Annotated in this window: 27 protein-coding genes; 12 read left to right on the top strand and 15 right to left on the bottom strand. The window is 49.0% G+C overall.

Features of this window, described 5'->3' with window-relative positions:
* The first annotated feature begins 67 nt into the window (after positions 1 to 67).
* A complete protein-coding gene (locus VM802_RS09015) occupies positions 68 to 2,959 on the top strand; it encodes a GDSL-type esterase/lipase family protein (RefSeq protein ID WP_325529504.1) in 2,892 nt (963 codons plus the stop codon).
* Positions 2,960 to 3,039: 80 nt separating this feature from the next.
* On the opposite strand, the gene VM802_RS09010 is transcribed toward VM802_RS09015, so the two are convergent.
* The 6 genes from VM802_RS09010 to VM802_RS08985 all read right to left on the bottom strand — a co-directional run bounded on the left by VM802_RS09010 (position 3,040) and on the right by VM802_RS08985 (position 6,750).
* Entirely contained in the window at positions 3,040 to 3,459 is a 420-nt protein-coding gene (locus VM802_RS09010; RefSeq protein ID WP_325529503.1) for an ester cyclase, read from the bottom strand.
* A gap of 73 nt (positions 3,460 to 3,532) precedes the next feature.
* Positions 3,533 to 4,408, bottom strand: a complete 876-nt coding sequence (locus VM802_RS09005) for a helix-turn-helix transcriptional regulator (RefSeq protein ID WP_325529502.1) — start codon at positions 4,406 to 4,408, stop codon at positions 3,533 to 3,535.
* Positions 4,409 to 4,635: 227 nt separating this feature from the next.
* The gene (locus tag VM802_RS09000) at positions 4,636 to 4,998 is read right to left on the bottom strand and encodes a ubiquitin-like protein (RefSeq protein WP_325529501.1); all 363 of its coding nucleotides are present in this window, start codon (positions 4,996 to 4,998) and stop codon (positions 4,636 to 4,638) included.
* A gap of 136 nt (positions 4,999 to 5,134) precedes the next feature.
* Positions 5,135 to 5,425, bottom strand: a complete 291-nt coding sequence (locus tag VM802_RS08995) for a DUF1330 domain-containing protein (protein ID WP_325529500.1) — start codon at positions 5,423 to 5,425, stop codon at positions 5,135 to 5,137.
* 14 nt (positions 5,426 to 5,439) lie between these two features.
* On the bottom strand, positions 5,440 to 5,847 hold the full coding sequence (locus VM802_RS08990) for a DinB family protein (RefSeq protein ID WP_325529499.1): 408 nt from the start codon (positions 5,845 to 5,847) through the stop codon (positions 5,440 to 5,442).
* Between the two features lie 66 nt (positions 5,848 to 5,913).
* On the bottom strand, positions 5,914 to 6,750 hold the full coding sequence (locus tag VM802_RS08985; protein ID WP_325529498.1) for a helix-turn-helix domain-containing protein: 837 nt from the start codon (positions 6,748 to 6,750) through the stop codon (positions 5,914 to 5,916).
* 17 nt (positions 6,751 to 6,767) lie between these two features.
* Here VM802_RS08985 and VM802_RS08980 point away from each other — a divergent pair, with 17 nt between their 5' ends.
* From VM802_RS08980 to VM802_RS08965, 4 genes are all read left to right on the top strand, one after another.
* Positions 6,768 to 6,956, top strand: a complete 189-nt coding sequence (locus VM802_RS08980) for a hypothetical protein (protein WP_325529497.1) — start codon at positions 6,768 to 6,770, stop codon at positions 6,954 to 6,956.
* Positions 6,865 to 7,281, top strand: coding sequence for a GNAT family N-acetyltransferase (locus tag VM802_RS08975; RefSeq protein ID WP_325529524.1), 417 nt, complete (start codon positions 6,865 to 6,867; stop codon positions 7,279 to 7,281). The genes VM802_RS08980 and VM802_RS08975 overlap by 92 nt, the downstream gene beginning before the upstream one ends.
* Before the next feature lie 556 nt (positions 7,282 to 7,837).
* Positions 7,838 to 7,981 carry a hypothetical protein gene (locus VM802_RS08970; protein WP_325529496.1) on the top strand — a complete coding sequence of 48 codons (144 nt, stop codon included), beginning with the start codon at positions 7,838 to 7,840 and terminating at the stop codon, positions 7,979 to 7,981.
* Between the two features lie 132 nt (positions 7,982 to 8,113).
* Positions 8,114 to 9,154: an alpha/beta hydrolase family protein gene (locus VM802_RS08965; protein WP_325529495.1), complete on the top strand. Its 1,041-nt coding sequence runs from the start codon at positions 8,114 to 8,116 to the stop codon at positions 9,152 to 9,154.
* 6 nt (positions 9,155 to 9,160) lie between these two features.
* Here VM802_RS08965 and VM802_RS08960 read toward each other — a convergent pair whose 3' ends face one another.
* A complete protein-coding gene (locus tag VM802_RS08960) occupies positions 9,161 to 9,523 on the bottom strand; it encodes a hypothetical protein (RefSeq protein ID WP_325529494.1) in 363 nt (120 codons plus the stop codon).
* 354 nt (positions 9,524 to 9,877) lie between these two features.
* On the bottom strand, positions 9,878 to 11,422 hold the full coding sequence (locus VM802_RS08955; RefSeq protein ID WP_325529493.1) for an MFS transporter: 1,545 nt from the start codon (positions 11,420 to 11,422) through the stop codon (positions 9,878 to 9,880).
* Positions 11,423 to 11,525: 103 nt separating this feature from the next.
* Between VM802_RS08955 and VM802_RS08950 the strand changes: the two genes are divergently transcribed.
* On the top strand, positions 11,526 to 12,368 hold the full coding sequence (locus VM802_RS08950) for an AraC family transcriptional regulator (protein WP_325529492.1): 843 nt from the start codon (positions 11,526 to 11,528) through the stop codon (positions 12,366 to 12,368).
* Complete coding sequence (locus VM802_RS08945) at positions 12,365 to 13,255, top strand: arginase family protein (RefSeq protein ID WP_325529491.1); 891 nt, start codon at positions 12,365 to 12,367, stop codon at positions 13,253 to 13,255. The genes VM802_RS08950 and VM802_RS08945 overlap by 4 nt, the downstream gene beginning before the upstream one ends.
* Before the next feature lie 204 nt (positions 13,256 to 13,459).
* Here the strand turns inward: VM802_RS08945 and VM802_RS08940 are convergent, their stop codons facing one another.
* From VM802_RS08940 to VM802_RS08925, 4 genes are all read right to left on the bottom strand, one after another.
* Complete coding sequence (locus VM802_RS08940; protein WP_325529490.1) at positions 13,460 to 13,993, bottom strand: hypothetical protein; 534 nt, start codon at positions 13,991 to 13,993, stop codon at positions 13,460 to 13,462.
* An 83-nt stretch (positions 13,994 to 14,076) separates the two neighbouring features.
* Complete coding sequence (locus VM802_RS08935) at positions 14,077 to 14,787, bottom strand: peptidase associated/transthyretin-like domain-containing protein (RefSeq protein ID WP_325529489.1); 711 nt, start codon at positions 14,785 to 14,787, stop codon at positions 14,077 to 14,079.
* An 84-nt stretch (positions 14,788 to 14,871) separates the two neighbouring features.
* The gene (locus tag VM802_RS08930; RefSeq protein WP_325529488.1) at positions 14,872 to 15,585 is read right to left on the bottom strand and encodes a LytR/AlgR family response regulator transcription factor; all 714 of its coding nucleotides are present in this window, start codon (positions 15,583 to 15,585) and stop codon (positions 14,872 to 14,874) included.
* A gap of 34 nt (positions 15,586 to 15,619) precedes the next feature.
* The gene (locus tag VM802_RS08925; RefSeq protein ID WP_325529487.1) at positions 15,620 to 16,699 is read right to left on the bottom strand and encodes a sensor histidine kinase; all 1,080 of its coding nucleotides are present in this window, start codon (positions 16,697 to 16,699) and stop codon (positions 15,620 to 15,622) included.
* Positions 16,700 to 16,839: 140 nt separating this feature from the next.
* Between VM802_RS08925 and VM802_RS08920 the strand changes: the two genes are divergently transcribed.
* From VM802_RS08920 to VM802_RS08905, 4 genes are all read left to right on the top strand, one after another.
* Entirely contained in the window at positions 16,840 to 17,181 is a 342-nt protein-coding gene (locus tag VM802_RS08920) for a YciI family protein (protein ID WP_325529486.1), read from the top strand.
* A 4-nt stretch (positions 17,182 to 17,185) separates the two neighbouring features.
* The gene (locus tag VM802_RS08915) at positions 17,186 to 18,436 is read left to right on the top strand and encodes an RNA polymerase sigma factor (protein ID WP_325529485.1); all 1,251 of its coding nucleotides are present in this window, start codon (positions 17,186 to 17,188) and stop codon (positions 18,434 to 18,436) included.
* 72 nt (positions 18,437 to 18,508) lie between these two features.
* Positions 18,509 to 19,966: a MocR-like pyridoxine biosynthesis transcription factor PdxR gene (gene pdxR, locus VM802_RS08910; RefSeq protein WP_325529484.1), complete on the top strand. Its 1,458-nt coding sequence runs from the start codon at positions 18,509 to 18,511 to the stop codon at positions 19,964 to 19,966.
* Positions 19,967 to 20,046: 80 nt separating this feature from the next.
* A complete protein-coding gene (locus VM802_RS08905; RefSeq protein WP_325529483.1) occupies positions 20,047 to 20,949 on the top strand; it encodes a haloalkane dehalogenase in 903 nt (300 codons plus the stop codon).
* A 79-nt stretch (positions 20,950 to 21,028) separates the two neighbouring features.
* On the opposite strand, the gene VM802_RS08900 is transcribed toward VM802_RS08905, so the two are convergent.
* Positions 21,029 to 21,868, bottom strand: coding sequence for an alpha/beta fold hydrolase (locus VM802_RS08900; protein ID WP_325529482.1), 840 nt, complete (start codon positions 21,866 to 21,868; stop codon positions 21,029 to 21,031).
* A gap of 164 nt (positions 21,869 to 22,032) precedes the next feature.
* On the opposite strand from VM802_RS08900, the gene VM802_RS08895 reads away from it, so the two are divergent.
* On the top strand, positions 22,033 to 24,801 hold the full coding sequence (locus tag VM802_RS08895) for a TonB-dependent receptor (RefSeq protein ID WP_325529481.1): 2,769 nt from the start codon (positions 22,033 to 22,035) through the stop codon (positions 24,799 to 24,801).
* A gap of 63 nt (positions 24,802 to 24,864) precedes the next feature.
* Here the strand turns inward: VM802_RS08895 and VM802_RS08890 are convergent, their stop codons facing one another.
* On the bottom strand, positions 24,865 to 25,458 hold the full coding sequence (locus tag VM802_RS08890; RefSeq protein ID WP_325529480.1) for a C39 family peptidase: 594 nt from the start codon (positions 25,456 to 25,458) through the stop codon (positions 24,865 to 24,867).
* A 184-nt stretch (positions 25,459 to 25,642) separates the two neighbouring features.
* Complete coding sequence (locus tag VM802_RS08885; RefSeq protein ID WP_325529479.1) at positions 25,643 to 25,801, bottom strand: class I lanthipeptide; 159 nt, start codon at positions 25,799 to 25,801, stop codon at positions 25,643 to 25,645.
* Positions 25,802 to 25,916 lie beyond the last annotated feature (115 nt).

Raw genomic sequence — 25,916 nt, 5'->3', positions numbered from 1 at the left:
AACCCATTACGTATAGCCTATACCGTACACCCACTGACCATTTTCTTCAATCATTAATCCCTTAGCAATGAAAAAAATTGTACTGTTGTTACTGGCCATGGCCTTTCTCAATTCCGGTCATGCACAATCCTGCACCACTCCGCTCCGTATTGTAGTACTGGGCTCTTCCACAGCCTGGGGCAACGGTGTACCAAGTCGCGACAGCGCCTGGACGTTCCGGTATGCCCGCTACCTCAAAGCGAATCACCATCCTGCCGATACGGTGATCAATCTCGCCAACGGCGGTTTCACCACGCAACATATCCAGGCCACCGGCACGCCGCCTTACACGGTACTGGGCAATACTTATCAACCGGATGTCAACAAGAATATTACAAGGGCCATTGCACTTGCGCCACATGCAATCATCATCAACATCTCCAACGATGACGAAGGCAGAGGCTTTCCATTATCTGTGCAGGTGGCCAACTATCTTGCATTGAAACAACAGGCCGCACAGGCCAACATTCCGTTGTGGGTAGCCACCACGCAGCCGCGCGATAACCTCGGTACCGCAGGGTCTGCAAGACTGGCGCAGATGCGTGACAGTATTCTCTACTACTTCGGCGACAAAGCCATCGACTTCTGGACAGGGCTGGCCAGCAACAGCAATACAATTGATCCTGCCTACGCCAGCGGCGACGGCTTCCATTTTAATTCAGCCGGGCAACGCATCCTGTTTGAGCGTGTGGTAGCCAAACAACTACCACAAGTACTCTGTGGCACCCAGCCGGTATCTTCTTTTCAGCTGAGCGCCTTCTCCGTGAGCGATGTAAACGGTAAGCTACAGCTACGCTGGCGCACCACTGCGGAAATGAATACGCTGCGCTTTACCTTAAAGAGAAGTGCAGATTCACTGAACTGGAGCCAGTTGACACAGGTGGCCGCAGCAGGAAACAGCACTAGCGTAAACGATTATACGTTTACAGATAACAATGTCGTTCCGCAACAGCAATATTTCTATTACCTGGATATGGAAGGCGCCGATGGCCGTCATTTCTACAGCAATGTAGTGAAAGGGAAAATCACTATAGCACCAGCCACTTGTACTGATCCACTGCGCATTGTAGTGCTGGGCTCCTCTACCGCCTGGGGTAACGGCGTCCCCAGCCGCGACAGCGCCTGGACATTCCGGTATGCACGCTACCTCAAGGCCAACCACAACCCTGCCGATACGGTGATCAATCTCGCCAACGGCGGCTTCACCACGCAACATATCCAGGCCACCGGCACACCGCCTTATACGGTGCTGGGCAATACCTATCAACCAGATGTCAACAAGAATATCACACGGGCCATTGCGCTGGCGCCACATGCTATTATCGTCAATATTTCCAATGATGATGAAGGCAAAGGCTTTCCATTGTCTGTGCAGGTAGCCAATTATCTTGCATTGAAACAGCAGGCCGCACAGGCCAACATCCCGCTGTGGGTGGCTACTACGCAACCGCGCGATAACCTCGGCACTGCGGGGTCTGCAAGACTGGCACAGATGCGTGACAGTATTCTCTATTACTTCGGCGATAAAGCCATCGACTTCTGGACAACACTCGCCGGCAGCAGCAATACAATCAATCCTGTATACGCCAGCGGCGACGGTTTCCATTTTAATTCAGCCGGGCAACGTATCCTGTATGAACGCGTGGTGGCCGCCATGCTGCCGGAACGTATCTGCCAGGCGCCTGATACCATTGCTTTCCGCCTCTCCTCCTTTGCTGCCAGCCCTGCAGCAGGCAAGCTGCAACTCAGCTGGAGTACGCTCCGCGAGAACAATACGGTACGTTTCATCATTGAACGCAGCACAGATACGGCGAACTGGATTACGAAAGGAAATGTATCCGCTACCGGTAATTCCACTACCACACGTTATTACAGCTATACCGACACCTCCGTGATGCCAGGACAATTATACTACTACCGGTTGAAGATGGAAGCCTCCGGCAGCAGGTATTACTACAGCAACATGGTGAGTGCGGTTGCGCCGGATACGGTACCTCATTGCAACAGACCGTTACGGATTGTGGTGCTGGGCTCCTCCACCGCCTGGGGTGACGGCCTTCCGAACCGCGACAGTGGCTGGGTATTCCGGTACGCACGTTATCTCAAAAGAGCGCACAATGCTGCTGATACTGTGATTAATCTCGCTATAGGTGGTTACACCACACAGCATGTCCTCCCGGACGGCACGCCACCGTATACCGTGCTGGGTAATACTTTCAACGTAGATACACAACATAATATCACCAAAGCGCTGTCGCTGAACCCGGATGCCATCATTATCAATATGCCCACCAACGATGAGGCACGTGGCTTCCCACTTGCGAAGCAAACAGCCAATTTCCTGTTGCTGAAGCAACTGGCAGCGCAGGCAAATGTGCCATTATGGGTGTCTACCACACAGCCACGCGGCAACCTTGGGTACGATGCTGCCAACAGGCTTCGACAGATGAGAGATACGATCTTCCAATACTTCGGTAGCCATGCTATTGATTTTTATAACGGTCTGGCTACTGCAGACGGATTCATTGATCCCGCCTATAACAGCGGCGACAATGTGCACTTCAATGCTGCCGGCCAGCGCATTCTTTTTGAGAGAGTGGCGGCTAAAGCCATCCCCGACTCGTTGTGCACGATAGTGGCGGCCAATGTACCCAAAACCGCCACAGCCTTCCATATGACAACTCCATTCTCCACTCCGGCCGGCAATAGCTCGCTATATCCCAACCCTGCTACAGCTTATGTAATAGTGCCTGGGACCAACGGCAAAGTGTATACGCTGGAAGCCTACACGCTGCAGGGCATACTGGTGCGCAGGGAACGGATAACCGGCAACACACGCCTGGATATAAGCGGATGGCAGCCCGGTGTGTATATTATTGTGATTGATAACAAACAACGGTTCAAACTGGTGAAGATGTGATCATTCAATATCTTTCAACACAGAAAACGGAAGGAGCCACCACTCCTTCCGTTTCTATTTTAATCAGGATACCAAACGTGTCACACTGCACGCGCTGCCGCTACTACCTCAAACAGGTTGGTGACGCCCCAGTGCTCCACATACCGGCCATTTCGCAGCCTGATCATATCCATTACCTTGATTGTCACTTTTTCGTGACTGGGCGGTATGCCGTCGAACTCGCCACTGTGTATAGCCTCAAATGATTTATAGGTTACCACCAGGTCATTTTCTTCCACCTGCTGGTGAATGATCACTTTAATATCAGTGAATGCCTTGCGGAACAGGTGAAAGAGAAAATATACCATGCTGTCCGGCCCGCTGGGAGCGCCGGCCGGCGCACTGTGATTGATGCAGTCCGGGGCTACCAGTTCATGAAAGGTCGCCAGGTTCCCCTGTTCTACTACCTCCCTGTTGAAACGTATAACAGTAGCTTTGTTTGGTGTGATTGTAGTTGTCATAGATACCAGTTTTGATCCGGGTGTAAAATTAGCCGGAAGCACGCCTCGTACTGTAAGGCGATGCGTTCAAAAACTAGTGCTGAACGTTCAGGACGGCGGGCTGAAAATCTTTGGGGGTTACGCCATAGGTTTGCCGGAACGCCTTGGAGAAGCTGGAATGGTTCTCATAACCAAGCTTGTGGTAGATCTCACCGGGTTTTTCTTTATGATGCAACAACTCCCTGGCAATCTCCATACGCCGGTGAAGTATCCATTTATTGGGCGTGGTGCCGTATAGACGTGCAAAGCGCCGTTTGAAAGTAGAGATGCTGGTGTTGCAGAGAAAAGCCATATCAGCGATGCCGATGTTACTGGTAATGTTACCTTCGATAGTTCTGCGGATGTCCAGGTCTTCCGCGTCTGCTTTATTACCAGCCTGAAATGACAATAGTTCCTGCGGATACTGTTCCAGCAGGTGCAACATCAGCTCTTCAAACTTGAGCTGCCTCATAGCGCCAGACAACCCTTTTCCGTTGGTGATAAGCAGCTCCAGTGAGGTAATATAATTGCGGATAAACGCGTCTTTCCTGAAAGAAAGATATAGTTTACCGGCAACAGGCATCTGTTCATTCATCTCCCCGATCCTGTCGCGGTACTTGAGCAGAAATTCAGCCAGCACGGCACTGTCGAAGAAAATCAGGATACTCCTGTATTCCTCCCCTCTCACCAGATCCATTGAGACCAGGCAGTTTCCTGAAGATAACAGGTGTAAAGAGTTGCTGTCTACCTCCACCTTGCTATTGGCAAATTGCATGGTCTTGCTGCCACTAATCACCAGGCTCACTGCGTTCATGTGCAGTACGCTTTTCCCTCTGAAAGATCCAGGCGCAGCAACATAATCATGAATGATAATGTTGTCGTCCGGTGTTCCTTCTCCTTCGAATATCACCTGTGGCAGGTGGTAAATCATAACTGTGATTTATTTGATTTATATGATTGTTCTGATGAGCGAAGATAACAATGTTAAGAAAAATATTCCTGTCAGCAATAATAATCTTCGCTCATCAGAACAATCATATAAATCATATAAATCACAGTCCGGACGATATCCGTTCATCATCATCGAAGATCCCTTAACAATTATCACCTTACTGTTACGCACAGCTTGCTATGAGGATCAAAGTGTATAGCGCATCCTTATTTTATACAGGCAAGAAAGCAGGTATCTCCGGCATGAATATCAAACTCACTAATTTTTTTATCATCATCCAGCCTTTTCTTTTTATAGACTACTCTACCACCATTACATTGAATATTAGCCTGGGCTTCTGCTTTTGTTTTTAATTCTCCTACAGTATTATCGCCTGCTGTTTCTACCTGAATAAACCGCAATATTCTGTTTTCATGATAACCTACACTGATTGTGAATTTCTCTGCGGTATCCGGCCTTAAAGCGGTATGCCGGTACGAAGAATCTCCGGATGCTTTTGTATTGATAATACTGCCAGCTATTATTGTAGAGCAAATAACAATAGCCATCATAATGGTTGAGGTTTTCATATAAGATAGTTTTTGAGGTGAAAAAGATTTTATTTTTTCAACATTGTATATTACAACCGACTCCTTCGGTTTGTTTAACTCTCTCACGGATAAATGCAATATAGGAAAATATCATCTCATCAACTCACCACGACTATCAATGATACCCCTTAACAATTACCATCGTACAGTTACGCACAGCCTGCTGCCTGATGGCTTTGAGCGGCTGGTATGCAGGATCATTATAGCATTGCAGGGCCGCGTCTTCAGACGGAAACCTTACAATAGCATTCATCATACGGGGCGTACCTTCCACGGCAATCCCTTCCAGGTCAGAGGCCACTACTTCTGCACCATACTTTTGCAGCAGCTCCATCACCTTGGGCGGATAATTGCTGAACAGTTCCATGTCCACCACATCATAACTGTTGATATAATATACTTCCATAGTCCCGTTGTTTTTTAATAAGTGTATTCTGGTGGCGTGATGCCTTTACAACGCAGATATACCGTTGCCTGTCCGCGATGATGGGTGATGTGATCAAGGGTGGCATAAAAACCAATGACGGCTTTTTCATCCGGAGCGGTTTTTTGAAGCGTAGCCTCCAGCAGATCAAAACCTGCTGACAGATAGTCTTGCGTAGCTTTGGGCGTACGGGTTATGGTGGATGGATTCCAGTCTGCGGTCAGTTGCAGGATATAGTTTTCGTGCCACCACCGGATGCCGTAGCCGATGTGATGCATGAGTTCATTGAAGGTCCATACTTCACTGGCTGGTTTGAAATGATAGTCTGCAGCGGGCATGGCGCCAGCAACATGCAGTGTGTACTTGCGGGCATTTTCCAGGGTGGATAATAATTGCTTTTTCATAAATTTTATTTGATAAAGCAAAGCTACATTGCCCTTGGGGAAAGGATTTAAGATATATTGCTGTTTTTAGCGGCGGATGTGTGAAGGTGGTTTTCCGTATTGTTTTTTGTAAGCCGCGGAGAAATGTTCGAGGCTGTTGAAGCCTGCGTCAAATGCAATATCCGTAACAGAACGTCCCGTATGCAGCAACTGCATGGACGCCTGTTTCAGCCGTACCTGCACGAGGTAGTTATAGGGGCTGATACCGGTGATCTGTCTGAAAAGCCGGTTGAAATGAAATGGGCTCAGGTACCCGATGTCAGCCAGTTGAGGCAGGGAAATATCATCAGAGAGGTTGTCATTGATGTAGTCTTTCACCTGCACAATCATAGGCAGGTAATTCCTTTTCTGCTTCATGCTGAGCATGGCCATCTGCTGTCTGTCTCCTCTGGATAGCACCAGCGCAAAGAGGTCCATCATCAGCTGCTCTGCCCACAGTCTTGGGAAATGCGGCTTTTGCAGGAGGCGGAATATCCGGTGATGCAGATATTCCATTTCAGGCGTAGCCTTCACGAGTGTTGAATGAATATCAGGATTCTTCAGGAACCAATTGAGCGCAGTGGCCTGCTCTTCCAGCCGGGCAATGCTTTCCGCAGGAAAGGAGAAGATGGTGCATTGATCAGGCATATCATGTACATGCCCGACGCGGTGTTCAAAGCCCGGCTTACAAACGAGGAACATGCCGTTATAGGCGTCCAGGTCATTGCGGAATACTTTGAATACAAAGTTGCCCTGGCGGATAAATGCAATGGAGAATTTCTCCTGGTGTTCTGTGGCCGATACGGTACAGTCCTGGCACTGGCACAGGAAATTGTGCACCGAACATATCGCAGAGTCATATATAGTTTCAACGGTAGCGTCCATCTGTTCCGGTCTGTTGAATGATGCAGAAAATACTGTCTCCTGCAAAGGTAAATGCTATTCCATTATTCTCTGTAAAATCATTCTCCGACTTCCTCACACCAGACTGGTGGTCTGATCAACAACAAACTCCCCGTTATCTTTCCGGACTCCCCGGAAAGGTGGTGCAGAAAACGAACGCAGGAGCAGCGGGCGATATCGGGTATTGACAATACAACGGAACAGTATTATGTGGCTGGAATAAATGGTGAAGTGGTTGGTTGCGGTGGTTACTACCTCCATCAGGATACATATACAGCAGGTATGACCTGGGGACTTGTACACAGAGATTTTCAGGGAAGAGGTATTGGCAAACAGTTACTGCTGTACAGGATCAGTATGATCAGGAAGATAAGCCCGCATTGTACCATAAAGCTGGACACCAGCCAGCATTCAGCGCCTTTCTTCGGGAAACGGGGATTTGCTGTCACCCACATCACGCCTGACTTCTATGGTCCCGGACTGGATCGCTATGATATGGCGCTAAAGGCATAGGGACCGTTTTATTTATTTATTTTTTTATTTAGATATTTAGTCATTTGTGCAGACGTTTGCGGTATCGATAACTAAATATCTAAATAAAAAGATAAATAAATAAAAAGATCCCTGGTTAAAAAATACTTTGAGCTTGCTAAAGGTTTCTGGTATTACAGGATATGATATATAAAAAGGATTTTGTTCAGAAAGTTGAAAAGAAATGCGGCTTTCGGCTACAATAGTTACTTCCGGTCACTGGTCATTGAGATGTTGCTTTTCCGCGTATCTGAAAATAAGTAAATCCCTTAATACCAGCAAAATACAGCACTCCTCTTTTTTCGTTTAACCTTAGCCGTTAGTTCTACAATCCTTATCTGCGGCGGAAACGCAGTATTAAACTATTTTCCCCGGGCAGCGAGGGAAATATTCATATTCTTATCTAGCTATAATAATACTGTCTGATAGAGCGGACGCAGCATTAAAAACAAGATAAAAATCATCCTTTTCCGTGATTGATTATCTATGATGCACCAAGTATCTTAGATACATCCATTAACCTTTAATCAGAAATGTTATGAAAAAGAAAGTAGCTTCTAAATTGAAACTTGCCAAGATCAAAGTTTCCAATCTGAACCAAACTGCAACAAGCGGAGACAACAACCGTACGTTGCCTATCACGAAATATGCGACCTGCTCAGCAACAGAGTGGGTTTGCTAAGGCAGCTCAGTCACGTGTTAGCATTTTAGTTTAGTATATGTGCCCCGCAGACTATACCGTCTGCGGGGCATTTTTATTTCTCTCTAAAAATGTTTTGTAGTTTTCATTATTATCGGACTTCAAAAACTATTTATGCGTGCCTGTTTTCTGTTCCTGTTGCTGACTTTTGGTCAGATTGTATGTGGCCAACCTACCCGCCCCGGGGATTATGGGTTGAAGGCCTATACCATACATGATAAAGAACTTGGTGATATTCACTTCTATATAACGGTATCGGGCATTGATAAAACTAAGCCGGTGCTCCTTTCTCTTGATGGCTCAGGGCATATCCCCCTGGCCACTTATGCGAAGCTGAAAAAAAGTGTCTTTATAGCCAATTCATTTGATAATGATGTGCTTGAATTAAGGGATAAATTTCATGTAGTGATGATCAGTAAACCTGGTATCCCCTTCTGCGATACGGTGAGGATAGAACGCGATAGTGCCAGCGTATCTGATGCTATTTCCCTGCTGCCTGTTCCCCGTGAATATAAAGAGCGTAGCGGCCTGCAGTGGCGCGCGGCGGCAGCTTCCCGTGTAATTGATTATGTCTGTGCACACCTACCTGTTGACAGGTCCAGGATCATTGCATACGGTTATTCAGAAGGGGCGCAGGTGGCGCCCCGACTGGCTGTTATCAATAAAAAGATTACACACTGTGCCAGCATTGCAGGCTCCGGGCTTAACCAGCTTTACGACTGGATCACGGCTGTCAGGATCAGAGCTGCACAGGGACTTATCTCTCAGCCGGATGCACAGCATGAGGTTGATTCCCTGTTTGCCGTATTTTCCAGGATCTATGCGGCGCCCAATGATACGGAACATGAATGGGAAGACAATACCTATCAGCGGTGGGCCAGCTTCTGTACTGACATTCCACTGAGCAACCTGGTACAGTTGAATATTCCCATCTTCATGGCAGCTGGCACCAGGGACGACAATTCCCCCATCTACAGCCAGGAGTATGTAAGGCTGGAGTTTCTGCGACTGGGGAAAAAGAACCTTACTTTTAAGACTTACCCCACGGATCATTTTTTTAACGAGATAGTAAAAAAGGACGGAACAGAAACGGTCATTTCCCACAAACAGGAAATGATGCAGGATCTCCTGAAGTGGCTTGAAAAGACCCAATGAGGAGCATCATATCGGGCAGATCAGCACTATACTGCCAGCTGCTATATCCGCTGCGGTGACTACGTGCGGCAGGCTCGTTACAGTGTTGAGCTTCATATACAACTGTGTGGTAAAAACCAGTGACTGGCCTTCGGTTACATCGACAGTAGCAGTACTGGAAGGACAACTGACCGGTGCAGCAAAGACGCCGTCAGCCTTTACATAGGGCCCAAAGATTGGCAATGCACAGATGCTGAGGTTGAATCCGGTGTGCTGAAAATAGGCATGTACCACTACAGTTGCACGGATGACCTTTGAAGAACGGGCTACGCTTGCAGGGGCACTGCTTAATAGTAAAGCAGCTACGATCATTAACATCAATGTTTTCATTTTAATGGATTTTGAGGTTATAAAAATCACCAGGAGGGTGCTGGTATTACATGTACAATCTTCCAATGTAAAGATACAGCAACCTCCTGGTTATTATTTGCAGACCTGGGCGGAACCGGGTTGTAATTTCCGTATAAGATCATTGTAAGCAAACACAGGGTTAGACAACCAGCAGTGCGCTTTTAATACCTGTGAGAACCGAATGACAAGCGAAGGAAAAGCCTATGAAAGCGCTGCCAAAGGCGTATACCCGGCGAATTCCGGTAGTCACGGATTTCTAACGACGTCGCGTTTCACCCTTTAAGGCAGTCTTTTACATTTGACGGCAGTCTGATTTTAGGGTGTTACCTGCATTTATACGGCCTGTTCCATTACCTGTGCCGCCTTCTTCTCCTGCCTGAACACAACAAAGCTGATTACTGCCAGGACGATGATACCGGTTCCCCCATACAGCATGACCAACCCGAAACCATGTACCAGGGCATCGTGTACAACTTTCCCGGAAGGATCGGCAGCGGCGAGTTCCGGGAATTCATTTCCTGCGGTATTTACGCTGCCGGAGGCGATCTTTTCTGCCAACTGGTGCAAAGGGCCGTGTGTATCTGGTAGTGCACGCTTCAGGTAGTACAATATGCCTTCTATGAGAATGAATCCCATCAACGCGATGTTTACCGCCAGCGCGATCATTCTGGCGCTCATATCGATACCGGAAGCCATGCCGGCGCGATCGGACGATACGGCGCCTGTAGTGGTGTTGGTAACCGGCGTATTGATAATCCCCAGGCCGGCGCCGGCTATCAGCAGACCAGGCAGCATGGTTTGCCAGCCGGGACGTGCCGCTGCGCTGCCGGTCTTCATCAACAAGAAACCGATGCCAATGGCCAGCATTCCCCAGGGGATAACGACTCCGGGGTTGTAACGCATGGCAAGCCGCTCTCCTACCGGCGGAAATACAAGTGTCGGTAGTGTATAGGCCAGCAAGGCCATACCGGCAGTAACGGCATCATATCCCAGTCCGCTTTGAAAATAGATGGGCAGGTAGATCATGAATGGCCAGAAGCTGAAGTTCATACCCATTGAGCCAAGCAATGCCCCTGAAAAGCGACTGATCCGGAACACAGAGAAATCGAACATGGGATGCTTCACTCTTTTTTCAGCGATCAGGAAGATGATAAAGCTCAATGCAGCCAATGTGATGACGCCAATGCCTGCTGCGCTGGAGAAGCCGATCTCAGGACCCTGTGTGATATAGTAAGACAATCCCAATACGGTGGCGGACAGCGTGATGATGCCGATGATGTCCACTTTTTCTGCGTGAGGATCAGCGGATTCCCGGATGCTGCCGGATACCAGCAGCAGTGTTACAATGGTGATCACTACGTGCACCAGGAACACCCATTGCCAGCTGGACACCGCTACTATCAATCCTCCGATGATTGGCCCGAAGCCGAGCCCTATGCCGAAAACAACGCCCCATATGCTGAAGGCTCTGCTGCGTTCCCGGCCATCGCGGAACTGGTGTGAGAGGATAGCTATCTGGCAGATCAGCATAGCCCCGCCGCCGGCGCCCTGCAACAACCTGCCTATCACGAGGATGCCTACACGTTGTGCCAGTCCGCATATCAGCGACGTGATGCCAAATAATACAAGGCTAATGACAAAGACGCGCTTTCTTCCATAGCGGTCTGCCAGTGCGCCGATAGCCATCAGCACGGTGGTACACGCAATGGTATAGGCGTTCATGATCCATTGCATATCCCGGAAGTTGCCATGCAGCACCTTTTCGAGTGTTGGAAGTATTACCGGCACACTGGAAATCTCCAGGCCAAACATCAGCGCCGCCAGGCAGATCGCTGCCAGCGCTATGGTATTTTTGCTAAATCCAGATCCTGTTTTCATATACTTTTGTTATCGCTTTTCTTCATTTCAGCGGCAACAAAATTATAGCAGGGTATGGTCTGACTTCCGGTACAATTCAATGATAAAAAAGTAATTTTATGATATGCAAAAGATCAATATACACCAACCCGTAGAAGTGATCTATGAAAAGGTGAATGAGTGCCCGCTCAGCAGAAAGGAACTGACGTTTTTCCAGATCGTGTATATTATTTCAGGAACAGGCTCCGTGGAGATCAACGGTAACCGGCTGGCCTACGGGCCGGAAAACCTGCTGCTCTTTACGCCCGGCGATCATCAATATATGGATATTGGTACTACGTCAGAAATCCTGCTCATCCGGTTTAACTGCAAATACATCAGCGAGCACCGATGGAAAACCATAGCGCAGCTGGAAACACTACTGGAACATGCTTCGCACGTATCTGGCTGCATTATGCGGAACCGGGAAGACAGTGTGCTGGTGCGCTCGATTGTATCCTCGATATTGCATGGTATACGGCAGCCGGGGTTGTATCATGAAGACCTGACCATGCACTTCATTAATGCACTGATAGTAGTTGCCGCCCGGAACATTTCCGGCATGAAACCCACCGGTTTGAAAGTCAATGCCGACAAGCGTATGCTGGAGATCATCAACTATATACAATCCAACATTCATTGTCCGCATAAGCTAAAAGCATCAGCTATCGGCGAAGCCTTCGGCATATCGGAAACCTATCTCGGCAGCTATTTCAAAAACCAGTGCGGGGAAACGATACAACATTTTATTGCTGTCTGCCGTATCCGGCTGATAGAATACCGTCTGAAATACAGCGATATGCGGATCAATGAAATTGCGCTTGAATTCGGGTTTACTGATGAAAGCCACCTGAACAAATTCTTCAAGAAACACCGGCAGCAAAGCCTTACCGGATACAGGAAAGCAGAAACCGTCTACATTGCATGAAACAACTGACTATCGTGGAATGCCCGTTCAACCTGGGGCTAAAGGAACTTACACCCGGCGTTGCGCCAGGTGTTGACAAGCTGCCTGCATGGTTGCGGCAACATGGCCTTTATGATCGTTTAGGCGTTACCGATATACATACACTGGCGGCGCCGTCTTATGCGATGGATCTTGATCCGGCGTCTGGTATCCGCAATGCAGATGCTATTGCGGCCTATGCGATGGAACAAGCTATCCTGCTGCGACAATTGATGAAGGCAGGGACATTTCCGCTGGTCATTGGCGGCGATTGCAGTATTCTTATCGGCAATATGCTGGGGTTAAAGCAGGAAGGCCGTTACGGTCTCTTCTTCCTCGACGGGCATACGGATTATATGCCTGCTACACTCTCTTCCACACACGCGGCAGCCGGTATGGACCTGGCCCTGGTAACAGGTTACGGACATGCCAAGCTGACCAATATCCAACAGTGTACACCGTATGTGCAGGAAGCGCATACCTGGGCTGTTGGCAACCGCTGGCAGGAACCGGCTTATGTGGCAGAAATATACCGTTCATCAATACATTACCTGGATCTTCCCGCCCTCCGCAAACAGGGTATGGAAAGTTGTGCCGCCGCTTTCCTGGAGATGATTGCCCATCAGCCTCTCGATGGCTTCTGGATACATGTGGATGTGGACGTGCTGCACAACGATATTATGCCGGCGGTAGACTCCCCGCAGGATGACGGTCTTTCCTATGCAGAACTGGAAGCGCTGCTGATCCCGCTGTTGCGGCATCCTCAAGCAGCGGGTATAGAGGTCACTATACTGGACCCTGACCGCGATCCAATGGGGAAGTATACACGCCCTTTTGTTGACAGCCTTGTGAGGGTACTTGTTCACTAGGTAACGGAAGTTTTCTCGCAGAGGCGCAAAGAGTGCAAAGAAGCAAAGGATATTGTTAAGCTGGCAAAGCTGTTTGATAGTCCGTAAATATTGCCGGGTACTATTAAATAGTCTTAATAAACTTAAAAATATACTTTGCTTCTTTGCACTCTTTGCGCCTCTGCGAGAAAACCCAAATCAACTCATGCGTCTGCGGGAAAAATCTCATCTGCTCTCTTCGGTTTGCAACTGCAGTGCTTTATAGCTGCTGATGGCCAGCTGCGGCTGAAGGGGGAGCATGAAAGTAGCCTGCGCTCCGTTATTAAGGTATGACTGATCATTGGATACCAGCAGCAGTCTGTCGCCTACCACTCCCAGCCATGTAAGCGGCGGTGTGGTATAGATAATGGCAACCTGATGCTGCTGCCGGTCCTCAATATCAGATTCTATGATCTCAAAGTGATGTGTATCAAAAGGCAGTGCAGTAACTCCAAGACTATCCTTTACGCCGGGAATGCGGCCTCCGAGCTCCTGAACATACAGCCCGACGGCAAATCCTACTTTGTAATGCAGGGAGTTGGATTTTGGCTTGTGGGTTTTCAGTTCGCTGAAGGTTCTGTATAGTTTTTCCTGGTTATATGCCTGCGCCTGCATAATGAATTCGATGTAGGAATCCTCAAAGACCCGGCTTTCAAAGTCTCCTGTACTGGAGGCGTTGATCACCTGTCTGAAGGTTAACGTGATCTGTGCTGGCTGCATAGTGGTAACAAAAGCCGGCTTCGTTTAGTCGTCGCCGTGTGATAGGTTGCTGATTATATAGAAAGTACAGTTAAGGGTTGCTATCAGATTTTGATAACATGCGAAAGATTGTATACGCCGCCGGAGTTTGTAACGGTGGCCAGTTCGGTAGCCAGAGAATCACTGATGATGCTGTCCAGGTAGTTGGTAGTTGGGTTCTGACCGTGGGCTATGTACTGTGATGTGTTATACACCGCCGCGTTGATAGCGTCGGGGAATGCAATCTGGGTGGTAAGGTACAGCGTAGTGCCGATGAAGATCTGTGCATGCAGATGCGTACAACGGCCAGGATACCACCCTGGATAGATAGAGGCAAAATGTACCTTTCCTACGCTGTTAGTGTATTGTAGTCCCCTGCCAAATAAACGGCCCTGGTTATTCTGAACGCCCAGATAGCCATCATTAACATAGCCTGAATAGTAACCGTCTTTATCGCAGTGCCAGATGTCCACGCGGGCATTGGTAACCGGTGCACAGCCTCTGTACACGCTTTGCACGGTAATGTCAATGTTCAGCGGAATACCAGGTTTATTGTCCGCGATATTAACACGGTTGATAGCAGAGCCACGGCTGCCGTACAAAGGATAAGGTCCTGCCATATCCGGGTCTGTCGGTATACAGGCGGCTTCTGTTTTGGCAGTACCACCGGCCAGCAGTGCATCAGTTTCCTTACTGTCTTTTTTACAAGCTTCCAGCAGCACGGGTGCTGAGATGGCTGTCATAGCCAATGACCTGAGAAAATTTTTTCTTTCCATAAGATTTGCGGTTGTTTGTCTTAAAGTTCTGCCACACGTCACTTTTTATCAAGTGAGTATCGGTAAAGCCCTAAGATGTGCCGATCAGAGGATATTGATCTTTCCGCTCCACTCACGGATAAAGTCGGCGTAGGTATCGCTCACCGGCAACATGGCCCCGGAAGACAGCACCACTCTGCGATGCGCGATGGTACAGATGCAGCGTACTGCTACAATATAACTGCGGTGTATTCTTCTGAAGCGGTCCTGCGGTAGTTTTTCCAGCACCTTCTTCAGGGGCATCAATGTCAGTACAGGTCTGGTGTTACTGAGGTGTATGCGGATATAGTCTTCCAGGCTTTCTATGTATTCAATATCATTCAGCATGATCCTCACCTGTTTATATTCTGCATAGACAAAAAACGATGCTGGCTCCGGCGTCTTATCAGCGATGTGCTTGTTGTGATACTGCCGGAGTGTTTTTTGCATGGTGCGGGCGAAGCGTTCCTGGCTGATGGGCTTCAGCAGGTAATCCAGGGCGTCCAGTTCAAAGCCTTCGTAGGCAAAGCGTTTGTAGGCAGTGGTAAAGATGATCATTGGTTTTTCGGGCAATGATCTCACCAGATCAATACCGGTAATATCAGGCATGCTGATGTCGATGAACAACAGATCTACTTGCCGGTGCCGCAGGAACTCTGCGCCGGACAATGCATCGTCGAAGGTTTGCAGTAACTGTAATGCGGGGAACTGCGCGCTGTAGTTTTTTATCAGCTCTAGCGCGAGGGGTTCGTCATCGATAGCTATGGCTTTGATTTTCATACGGGTGTTTTGGTTGAAACAGGCAAGCTGCGGGTTAATCTGTAAATAACGTGAGCCTTACGGTGTACAAGTTGTTATCGTCTGTGATGTCAAGTTTATGTTGTTGAGGATACAGCAGTTCCAGCCGCTGCCGGGTATTGGGAATGCCTACACCGCTGCCTTGTCTTGCAGCCCGCTGCGGATATATGCGATTGCTGCAATAGAAGGTAATACAATGCGGCAGGGCATGCAACCGGATAATAATGGGCGCCGGGCAATGTTTGCTGATGCCGTATTTGAATACATTCTCCACGAAAGTCATCAATATAAGCGGGCCTATCTTCCGCTGGTTTAGTTCTCCGCAGACGTGGTACTCCACCTGTCCTGGTATCAGCCGCAGCTGTTGCAGGGCGATATAGTCACGGATGCATTCCACTTCCTGTTGCAGCGATACATAGTTGGCGCTTACTTCATCCGTAATATAACGCATAATGTTGGACAGTTTCATGATACTGTCTGCCGTATTATTATTCTTTGTAAGCGCCAGCGTATAGATGTTGTTCAACGTGTTGAAAAGAAAATGCGGATGCACCTGCGCTTTGAGGAAGGACAGCTCTGCACGTATCTTCTCTCCTTCTGCCTTGATGGCGCGCCGTTCTGTCTCCTGCCAGCGGCGGGTAGTGGTAATGGCAGTGCCCAGCGCCATTATCATAAAAAAAATGAACAGGCTTGTAATATCTATCAGTGGCGGTTCATACACCCATGCCATCGTGAGGGCGGAAGCCGGCGGCGTAGCCCACTTCTGTTGTAACAACCTGTCGAACGGTTGTAACATAAAGATACATCCACACAACAGCGCAGCTGCGGCACAATAACAGATATACCTGCGGGGCAGGAAGAAACACGGGATGAGGACATACCGGTTGATATAAAACAGGCAGATATAACATCCACAGAACAGCCAGTAACTGTAATGCGTGGCCGGAGAAACCAGCGCAGTGTAACCATTACCGTTAGCCATGAACAGCAGCGGGAAGATCATAAAGAGAATCCAGCCGACGATGTGGATACTGATATGGGGGGCTTTCCGGGATGGCATATGCAAATTAATGGCTGACAGCAACGTATTTTTCATATGTACCGATGAAACGGGTAAATGTACCGACCTGGCAAATGTAGCATGATTAACTGCTACCTGATCTTCATATATTTGAGAAGTTTTGTCCCCCTCCGGTATTACCGGTCGTCATCAGGATAGATCAACTATTTAATGTCATGAAAGAGTTTGTATTAATTTTCAGAAACAAAGACGGGAAGCATGATGATCCCACGCCGGACATGCTACAGGAACGAATGAACTGGCTGGCTGGTATAGCTGCCAGGAACAGGTTGGCCAATGCAGGTAATAGTTTGTCGGCCGACAGCGCTAAAACGGTGAGACCGGACAATATTGTTACTGACGGTCCTTTTACAGAGATCAAGGAATTCATTAACGGCTATGTAATCGTTCTGGCGATGGATATTGACGAAGCGGTGGAAATGGCGAAAGCCAACCCCTTGCTGAAAGCAGGCGGTACGGTGGAAGTCAGGGAAGTGATTGTGAGAAAAAAACAGTAGGCCAATGACTGCAAAGCCCGCCTCTCCTCATGAGTTGCTGCCACATCTTTTCAGACTGGAATATGCCAGGATGACCGCGGTGTTGTGCCGCCAGTTTGGGCTGAAGCACATTGAAACGGCAGAGGATATTGTCAGTGAAACGTTCCTGAAAGCCACGGAAACATGGCCAGTGAATGGTATCCCTGATAATCCTGCGGCGTGGCTTTATACCGTGGCCAGCAACAAAACCAAAGATTACCTGAAGCGGCTGACGATCTTTGAATCAAAAGTCAGGGGCGTGGTGGAGAAGGAAGAGACACAGCCTGCAGAAATGTTTGAATTCAACAACCGGGTGATTGCGGATAGTCAGTTGGCCATGATCTTTGCCGTGTGCAACCCGGCTAATTCCCCGGAAGCACAGATCTGCCTGGCGTTGCAGATCCTCTGCAGTTTCAGTATAGAAGAAATTGCTGATGCTTTTCTGTCTAAAAAAGAGACCATCAAAAAGCGATTGCTCAGGGCGAGGGCAAATCTCCGCGAAGATAATTTCCAGATCAGGGTACTGGAGGAGAGCGCCATACAATTCAGGCTGGATACTGTTTTGCGGACACTCTACCTGTTATTTAATGAAGGCTATTTCTCCAAATCAGGCAATCACCTGATCCGGAAAGACCTTTGCTCTGAAGCCATGCGGCTGGCATTGTTGCTTACGGAGCATCCGCTCACCAACACTACGGAGGCCAATGCATTGCTGGCGCTTATGTGCTACCAGGGCTCCCGCCTGGATGCCCGCGAAGACCAGGAAGGGCAAACCATTCTCTTCGAACAACAGGACAAAAGCCGCTGGAGCCAGGAGCTGATTACCCGCGGTAATTATTACCTTGTAAATGCATGCACCGGCCAGGCCGCCTCCAAATACCACCTCGAAGCCGGTATCGCCTACTGGCATACGACTCCCACAGATGAGGGCAAATGGCAGCATATCCTGCAACTCTACAATGAGCTTATCCTGGTTGAATATTCACCCGCTACAGCGCTCAACAGAACCTTTGCCTACGCCAGGGTATATGGTTATGAGCAGGGCATAAAAGAAGCAGAACAACTACAACTGGAAGCGCTCAGCGATTACCATGCGCTGATGGGTTACCTGTATGCAACAGTGGATACGGGTAAAGCCATTCTGCATTACGACAAGGCGGTGAGCCTTACCAAATCCGTGTCGGAGAAGAAGACACTGCAACGGGAGGTAACACGGCTGCGTGAACAAACGCAATAGCTGTTTAGCCATCCGCGTTACACCACTGCCACATTCATCATTTTCTGTTATCTTAGTACGGAATTTAATCGCATGCCTAAGGAAACCTCCGGCTATATTCCTGCCGGTATTCAACTCAGCAAAACATCCACCGTTCCGCTATACATGCAGCTCTACCAACAGTTCAGGGAGATGATCACCCGCGGGCAGCTGCAACCGGGCGACCGTGTACCATCCAGCAGAAGCCTGGCAACAGAACTGGGCGTATCGCGTATCATTGTGAGTCAGTGCTTTGAGGCTCTGATCATAGAAGGTTACTTTGAGAGCAGAACCGGCGCCGGTACTTTCATTGCCGCGGTACTGCCTGAACAGTTATTACAGGTACAACCGGCGGCGCCTCCTGTTAAAGGTTTACCTGCATACGGTGAAACACTTTACGGTAGCCGTATTGAAGAAAATCCTTTCCAGATCGGCCTGCCTTCCCTCGATAAATTTCCCTATCATACGTGGTATAAAGTGGCGGGTAATATCCTAAAAACACTGAAGCATTATCACCTGGGTTATGAGGACACATTTGGCTACGGAGCACTGCGCACAGCGATCGCCGCTTACCTGCGCGTAGCGAGAGGTGTTAACTGTGAGGCGGAGCAGATCGTAGTAGTTACTGGTTCTCAGCAAAGCCTGAACCTTGTGTTGCTGGCGTTGTTGCAACCAGGCAGTAAAGTATGGATGGAAGATCCGGGCTATCATGGCGCAAGGCTTGCGCTGCAGCATGCGCAAATGAATATCTGCCCTGTGCCGGTGCAGTCAGATGGCATGGACATAGACTATGCCCTGCAACACTTCCCGGATGCCAGGCTGGCTTATGTAACACCTACCCATCAGTTTCCGCTGGGTTATTGTCTTTCGGATCACAAACGGCAACAGTTGCTGGCATGGGCCGCCGCAGGTGACAACTGGATACTGGAAGACGATTACGACAGTGAATACCGTTATGAAGGCAGGCCCACGCCTTGCCTACAGAGCGCCGATAAACATGCCAGGGTGATCTATACCGGTACTTTCAGCAAGGTACTGTTTCCCGGCTTGCGCCTGGCTTACCTGGTGCTGCCTTCCCTTGCACTGGCAGACACCTTTCGCCAGGTGAAAGAAAGTATAGACCGCCAGTCGCCCGTGCTGGATCAGTGCATCCTGCACAGCTTCATGGAGCAGGGCCACTTCATCCGGCACATTCATAAAATGCGCCTGTTATATGCAGAAAGGCAGCTGGTGCTGATTACCCTGCTGGAGAAACATTTGCCGGCATACCTGGATGTATGCCATATCCCGGCCGGTATGCATCTGCTCTGCCGTTTACGTGATCATGTAAATGTTCCGCGTTTAAAAGAAGAGATCCATCGGCAAAAGATCAGGGTGTCGTTTCTCGATTCCTATTTCATGGCGCATTACCAGCCACCGGCCATACTGTTGGGTTTCACGGCCTATACAGCCTACCGGCTGAGAACAGCCGTAGAAAAGCTGCTGCACTGCTTTGAGCGTGCGGCTACATAGTGGCCTTATCGAATTGCGCAAAATGGACCTATACTCCCATCGATGCTGTTGGTAGATTTGTTGCATAAACATACCACATCATGAACACCACATCCGCTATTACTGGCACTACTTCTACCGGCATCAGTGCCGCTGACAATCACCCTCGTAAAACAATCACCTGCATTGATACAGAGATCAGTTATGTTGATACCGGCAACGGAGAGCCGGTGGTTTTTCTTCATGGCAACCCTACTTCATCCTATCTGTGGCGGAACATTATTCCGTGGCTGAGCCAACACCGCAGATGCCTCGCGCCAGATCTGGCAGGTATGGGCAGATCTGGCAAATCACCTGATAAAAAATATCAGTTCACTGATCATGCCGCTTACCTGGATGCCTGGTTTGATGCATTAGACCTAAAGAACGTAACACTGGTGTTGCACGATTGGGGCAGCGCACTGGGCTTTTACCGGGCATCCCGTTTTCCGAAGCAGATCAAGGCCATTGCCTATATGGAAGCGATTGTGCAACCCCGCCTGTGGAGCGACTTCCCTCCTGGCCGCGATGGCATCTTCAGGGCTTTGCTTTCTGAAAAGGGAGAAGAGATGATCATGAAAGATAACTTCTTTATAGAAACTGTATTACCGAAGAGCGTTATCAGGAAGATGAGCGAAGAAGAGATGGATGCGTACCGTGCGCCTTTCCGGAGCGAGGAAGACAGGCTGCCGATGCTGATCTTCCCCAGATCATTACCAATTGAGGGCCAGCCAGAAGAAATCGCACAGATCGTGGAGCAGTATGGAAAATGGATGGCCGGTAACGATATTCCCAAACTGATGATAGCCGCAGAACCGGGCGCTATACTTGTTGGCCGTGCGTTGGAGTTCTGCCGCACCTGGTCCAGCCAGAGAGAAGTAAGTGTGAAAGGGATACATTATGTCCAGGAAGATTCTCCTGCAGAGATTGGTGCAGCCTTACAGGATTTTGTATTGGGACTTTGAGATTTTGGGATGTAGGGATTTTGAGATTTTGGGATTTATAAATTCCTACATCCCAAAATTTCAAAATTCCCAGATATTATCATTTCTTCAGAAACTCTTCCATCAATGCGACTGTCAGTTCCGGCTGTTTACTGGTTTTGCCGGGGGTACAGATCTCGCCGATCGCTTCACCGTGCACACCAGGCAGCACGATCATTTGTCCATGCGGTAATAAGCGCGACAACTCCAATCCATGTTCCGGCAGCACAGCGTCTTTATCTCCATTTATCACCAGCGAAGGCACCTGTATGCCTTTGATATCCGCATCATTGATGTCTTTGAAAACCTTCATCCTGGCCACGTCACGATTGAACATGGCTAGCAGTCCTTTCTGGTCGTCGGGGTTCACTTTGAGATAAGCATCCTGCAAAGGTTGCGGCATATGATTGAGGGTGGCATGCTCAAAACCGTCGAAGAAACCCGGCGGCATACCGCTACGTTTGTAGAGTGCTGCTACCAGTACAAGTTTGTTCACCAGTTCAGGATGACGGATAGCGATCTGCAGGCAAGTGGTACTACCATTACTGAATCCCAGGAAGTCTGCTTTTTCGATATGCAGTTCTTTCATTAAAGTGGCTATGTCATCAGCGTCCTGCCCGAAACTCAGCGGGCGGTCAATATCTTTTGTGTGCCCGTGCGCCTGTAGCTCTACTGCTATCACCTGGTGTGAAGCCGCCAACAGCGGCAGTATGCGGCCAAAGCTGGATTCAATCGTAGAGCCTCCGCCATGCAGCAATACCAGCGGATAGCCTTTCCCGTGAATTTCATAATATAGTTTCAAACCGTTTACAGCGGCATAATGACTGGTTGTTTGTTGTGCATTCATCTGTATACTAGTTATCAGTAAGATGAATGTAAATAAAAAAGCGTAGCGTTTCATGTGATAATTGTTTTGAACACCACAAACCTACAGTGAAATCCCTTCCTGCCTGAAATGGTAATACGACAATTCTGATGGGGTAATACGACATGCTGTTCTTCAAAAGAAATATTATCCGTCTGGTGATTTATTTGTAAATTAAATATAACCAAAATCTACCTACTATGCCGAACCGCATCTACCGGCCCACATGCTTATGGGCGTTACTCATCCTCCTATCTGTCTCACATGCATATGCGCAAACAGCCACTATACAGGGCAGTATTTCCGATGGGAAAGGCCCGTTACTGGGCGTTACTGTGCATGTGGAAAGAACTAACAAGGGCGCATATACGAATGCTGAGGGGAAGTACAGTATCAGCATCGTGCCAGGCAGTTATACGATCAGCGTCAGCCATGTGGGCTTTACCACACAGCACAAAGACGTGACGCTAACCGCGGGCAAGACGTTGCAACTGGACTTTACCCTGGCTGAAAGTACCACTATGAACGAACTGGTGGTGCTGGGCTCTCGTAACCTGCCCCGTACACAAACGGAAACACCGGTTCCTGTAGATGTGATAGATGTAAAGCGCATCGTGTCTGATGCGCCGCAGATTTCTATCAACCAGATCCTGAATTATGTGGCGCCATCCTTCAGCTCCGGCACGCAGACGGTGGCCGATGGTACGGATCACATTGACCCGGCTTCACTGCGTGGACTTGGTCCCGATCAGGTGCTGGTACTGGTGAATGGAAAACGCCGGCATAACACGGCGCTTGTGAATGTCAATGGTACCTTTGGCCGTGGCGCCGTAGGCACTGACATGAATTCCATTCCCACGGCTGCAATCGATCGTATTGAAATACTGCGTGATGGCGCCGCTGCACAGTATGGCTCCGACGCCATTGCCGGTGTTATCAATATCGTACTGAAAAGTACTGTAAACCGTGTAGGCGTGAACGTTACTACAGGCGCTAACGTTACATCCAAAGCACCCAACGGTATGGATGGACAGACAGTTCAGACAGCTGTCAACTATGGTATTCCGCTGGGCCCCAAAGGCGGATACATCAACCTTGGCGGGTCTTTTGACTTCCGTGACTACACCAACCGCTCCGGCCCGTGGACAGGTCCTGTTTACAAAAGCTATCCTGGTGGCGCAGACAGAACAGATTCCTTCCTGTTGGCCAATAACATCACCCGCAACGATATACGCATGCGGGTGGGGCAGTCGCGCCTCCGCAGCAGCCAGGTATTCATGAACGCCAGCCTGCCTCTGGAAAACGGCGCAGAAGTGTATGCCTTTGGTGGCATCGGGTACCGCAAAGGCTCAGCTGCCGGTGTATACCGGCTTCCGAATGACAGCCGTAATGTGATCGACATTTATCCGCTTGGCTTCCTGCCTGAGATTCATTCTGACATTTATGACCGCTCCCTCGCGCTGGGTATACGCGGCTCGCTTGGTGAATGGAAGGTAGATCTGAGCAATGTGTTCGGGCAAAATGAGTTCGACTTCAGCGTGGAGAATTCGCTCAATGCTTCACTGGAGAAGGCCTCTCCTACCCGCTTTAAAGCCGGTGGGCCTATCTTTACACAGAACACTACCAACCTGGATTTCTCCCGGCGGCTGAATGTGCTGGAAGGACTGGACATCAGCTTCGGAGCAGAGCATCGTTTTGAACGTTATAAGCTGGTAGCCGGTGCAGAAAACTCCTACACCGACTATGGCCGCGCCACCAAACTGGGCACCGATGCATCCGGTAATCCTATCCTGGTTCCTGATCCGCAGGGTGCTATCAATACCAGGTTTGGGCCTGATGGTACACCACGGCCAGGTGGTGCGCAGGTATTTCCGGGCTTCCGTCCTGAAAACGCGGTAGACGCCACCCGTAGCGCTATTGCCGGTTATGTGGATGCGGAGGTGAACTTCACGCAACGTTTCCTGCTGGGAGGCGCCGCACGCTTTGAGAACTACAACGACTTCGGCTCAACGTTCAACGGCAAACTAACGGCAAGGTATAAACTGGGAGAACAGACCGCACTGCGTGCCTCCGCCAGCACCGGTTTCCGCGCGCCGTCATTACACCAGCGCTTTTTTTCCAATACAGCTACCCTCTTCGTGGATGGTGTGCCTTATGAAGTAGGTACTTTCACCAACGACAGCCGCCCGGCACAGTTGCTGGGAATACCGCAGCTGAAGCCCGAAAAATCCAAAAGCCTGAGTGCAGGATTCACCGGACGCTTCGGTAAGTTCAGTCTTACGGTGGATGGTTATTTCACACATATCGACGACCGCATCGTGTACACCGATCAGTTCTCCGGTAGTAATGCACCTGGCGCTTCCCCTACAGACAAGGAGATCTATGAGTTGCTGCGGCAGGCCAATGCCAACAAGGCGGCTTTCTTTGCCAATGCTATCAACTCAGAAACCAAAGGTGTTGACCTGGTGCTTACCTACGGTTCCCGGCTGGGGAAAGGCAGCTTTCGTGCAGATCTTGCCGCCACAGCTTCCTATACGCAACAGGTGGGGGCAGTGAAAGCATCACCGAAGCTGGCTGGTAAAGAGAATATTTATTTCAGCAGGGCCAGCCGCATTTACCTGGAACGAAGCGTACCCCGCGAAAAAGTGAATCTCACTTTATCCTATACGGTTGGGAAGTTCAATGCCTTTGTACGCAATGTATATTTCGGCAGCGTGGAAGAAGCCACCAACGACCCGGCTTTCTACCAGACCTTCAAATCAAAAGTAGTTACAGATATAGCGTTGGGCTACAAACTGCTGAAAGAGCTTAAGCTCAGTATTGGCGCCAATAATGTATTTGATATATACCCGGATCTGATCGCCAACCCTAACAACACCACCAACAATCAATTCCTCTACAGCCGACGCGCCACACAGTTCGGCTTCAACGGCCGGTTCCTTTTTGCAAGACTGGAACTGAATCTTTAATAAAAAAGCGTATAGCCGCCGGAGTTATTCCGGCAGCTATACGCTCATTCCTATCTATAAAAGTCATTTCCTTATCTCCACAAAGGCCGCCTCCGAAACAGGTTTGTTATACTGAGCCATTAAATCGTTGAAGGGTACCATACTGGTACCGCTAGCGGGGTCTATCACGTATACATTCCCATTATTATCATACCCACAAATCACCACTGCATGCCCGTTTTCCTGGCTTTGCTGATTCACGTACGACAGGATCACAGGTATCTTGTAATTGATTGAATTCTGCACCTGTGGTAAGACAACGTTTCCGACATGCTCAGTTCTGCCCATACCATTCACCTGTGCCAGCACCATGCTTGCCAGCCCGGCTCTGTTACAGTCTGACGGCGGATTAGATCCACAGCAGACGATTCCCAGCAGCGGAGTTATCAGCTGGCATTGTGGTATTTCTCCATTCCCAATAAAGAACTCATGCACCCCGACAATACATGCCAGCCAGGCCCAGTTGCTCTGCCCTGGTGGCGGTACGCTCATAAACAACACGGCGGCAGCGTCTTCTGGCGGTATCACCAGGTTCCTTGTACTTAGTGCAGGTGTGAGGAGTTTACTTGATCCGGGAAGAGTATCCACTATGCCCGCAGCTGTTTTAAGGTTTTCCATAGTGCAATTTTGAAGGTAGATGTTTCCGCTTTCAGATTAATAACTACTATCTGCTGTAAAATGTTTACGGGGAGATCTTTGTTTAACAACAAAGCCCGATGAGCCTGTCAATGACGCATAGCCTCACCAACAAGCCCAACGTGCTTTTCAGATGTTCAGCGTTAAAGCCGTCAATAAAATTTCTCTAGCAGAGTTGTCCGTTTCTGCGGGCTTCCAGATCACAGTTAATGAACGTGTGATAAGAGATGGCTTCTGCGGAAGATTTCTGTTGTTCGGTAAGAGATGCGATGGCGGATTTGCCGATCATTAATTTCTTCTGGAGAGAAAGTTTCTTCTTTTTCATTTCATAACATTTAAATGGTTAAATCCTCCCTGTCTTTAATCGGGTGATATGGCCGTGGGCGGGTTATTCAGCACAATAAGCATATGTGTAAAACGGGTTCACAATTTCATTGGAC

It is taken from the genome of Chitinophaga sp., from assembly GCF_035538455.1.
GTDB lineage: Bacteria > Bacteroidota > Bacteroidia > Chitinophagales > Chitinophagaceae > Chitinophaga.
Note: the sequence above shows the minus strand (reverse complement) of the source record. Positions and strands in the feature narration are given on the sequence as shown.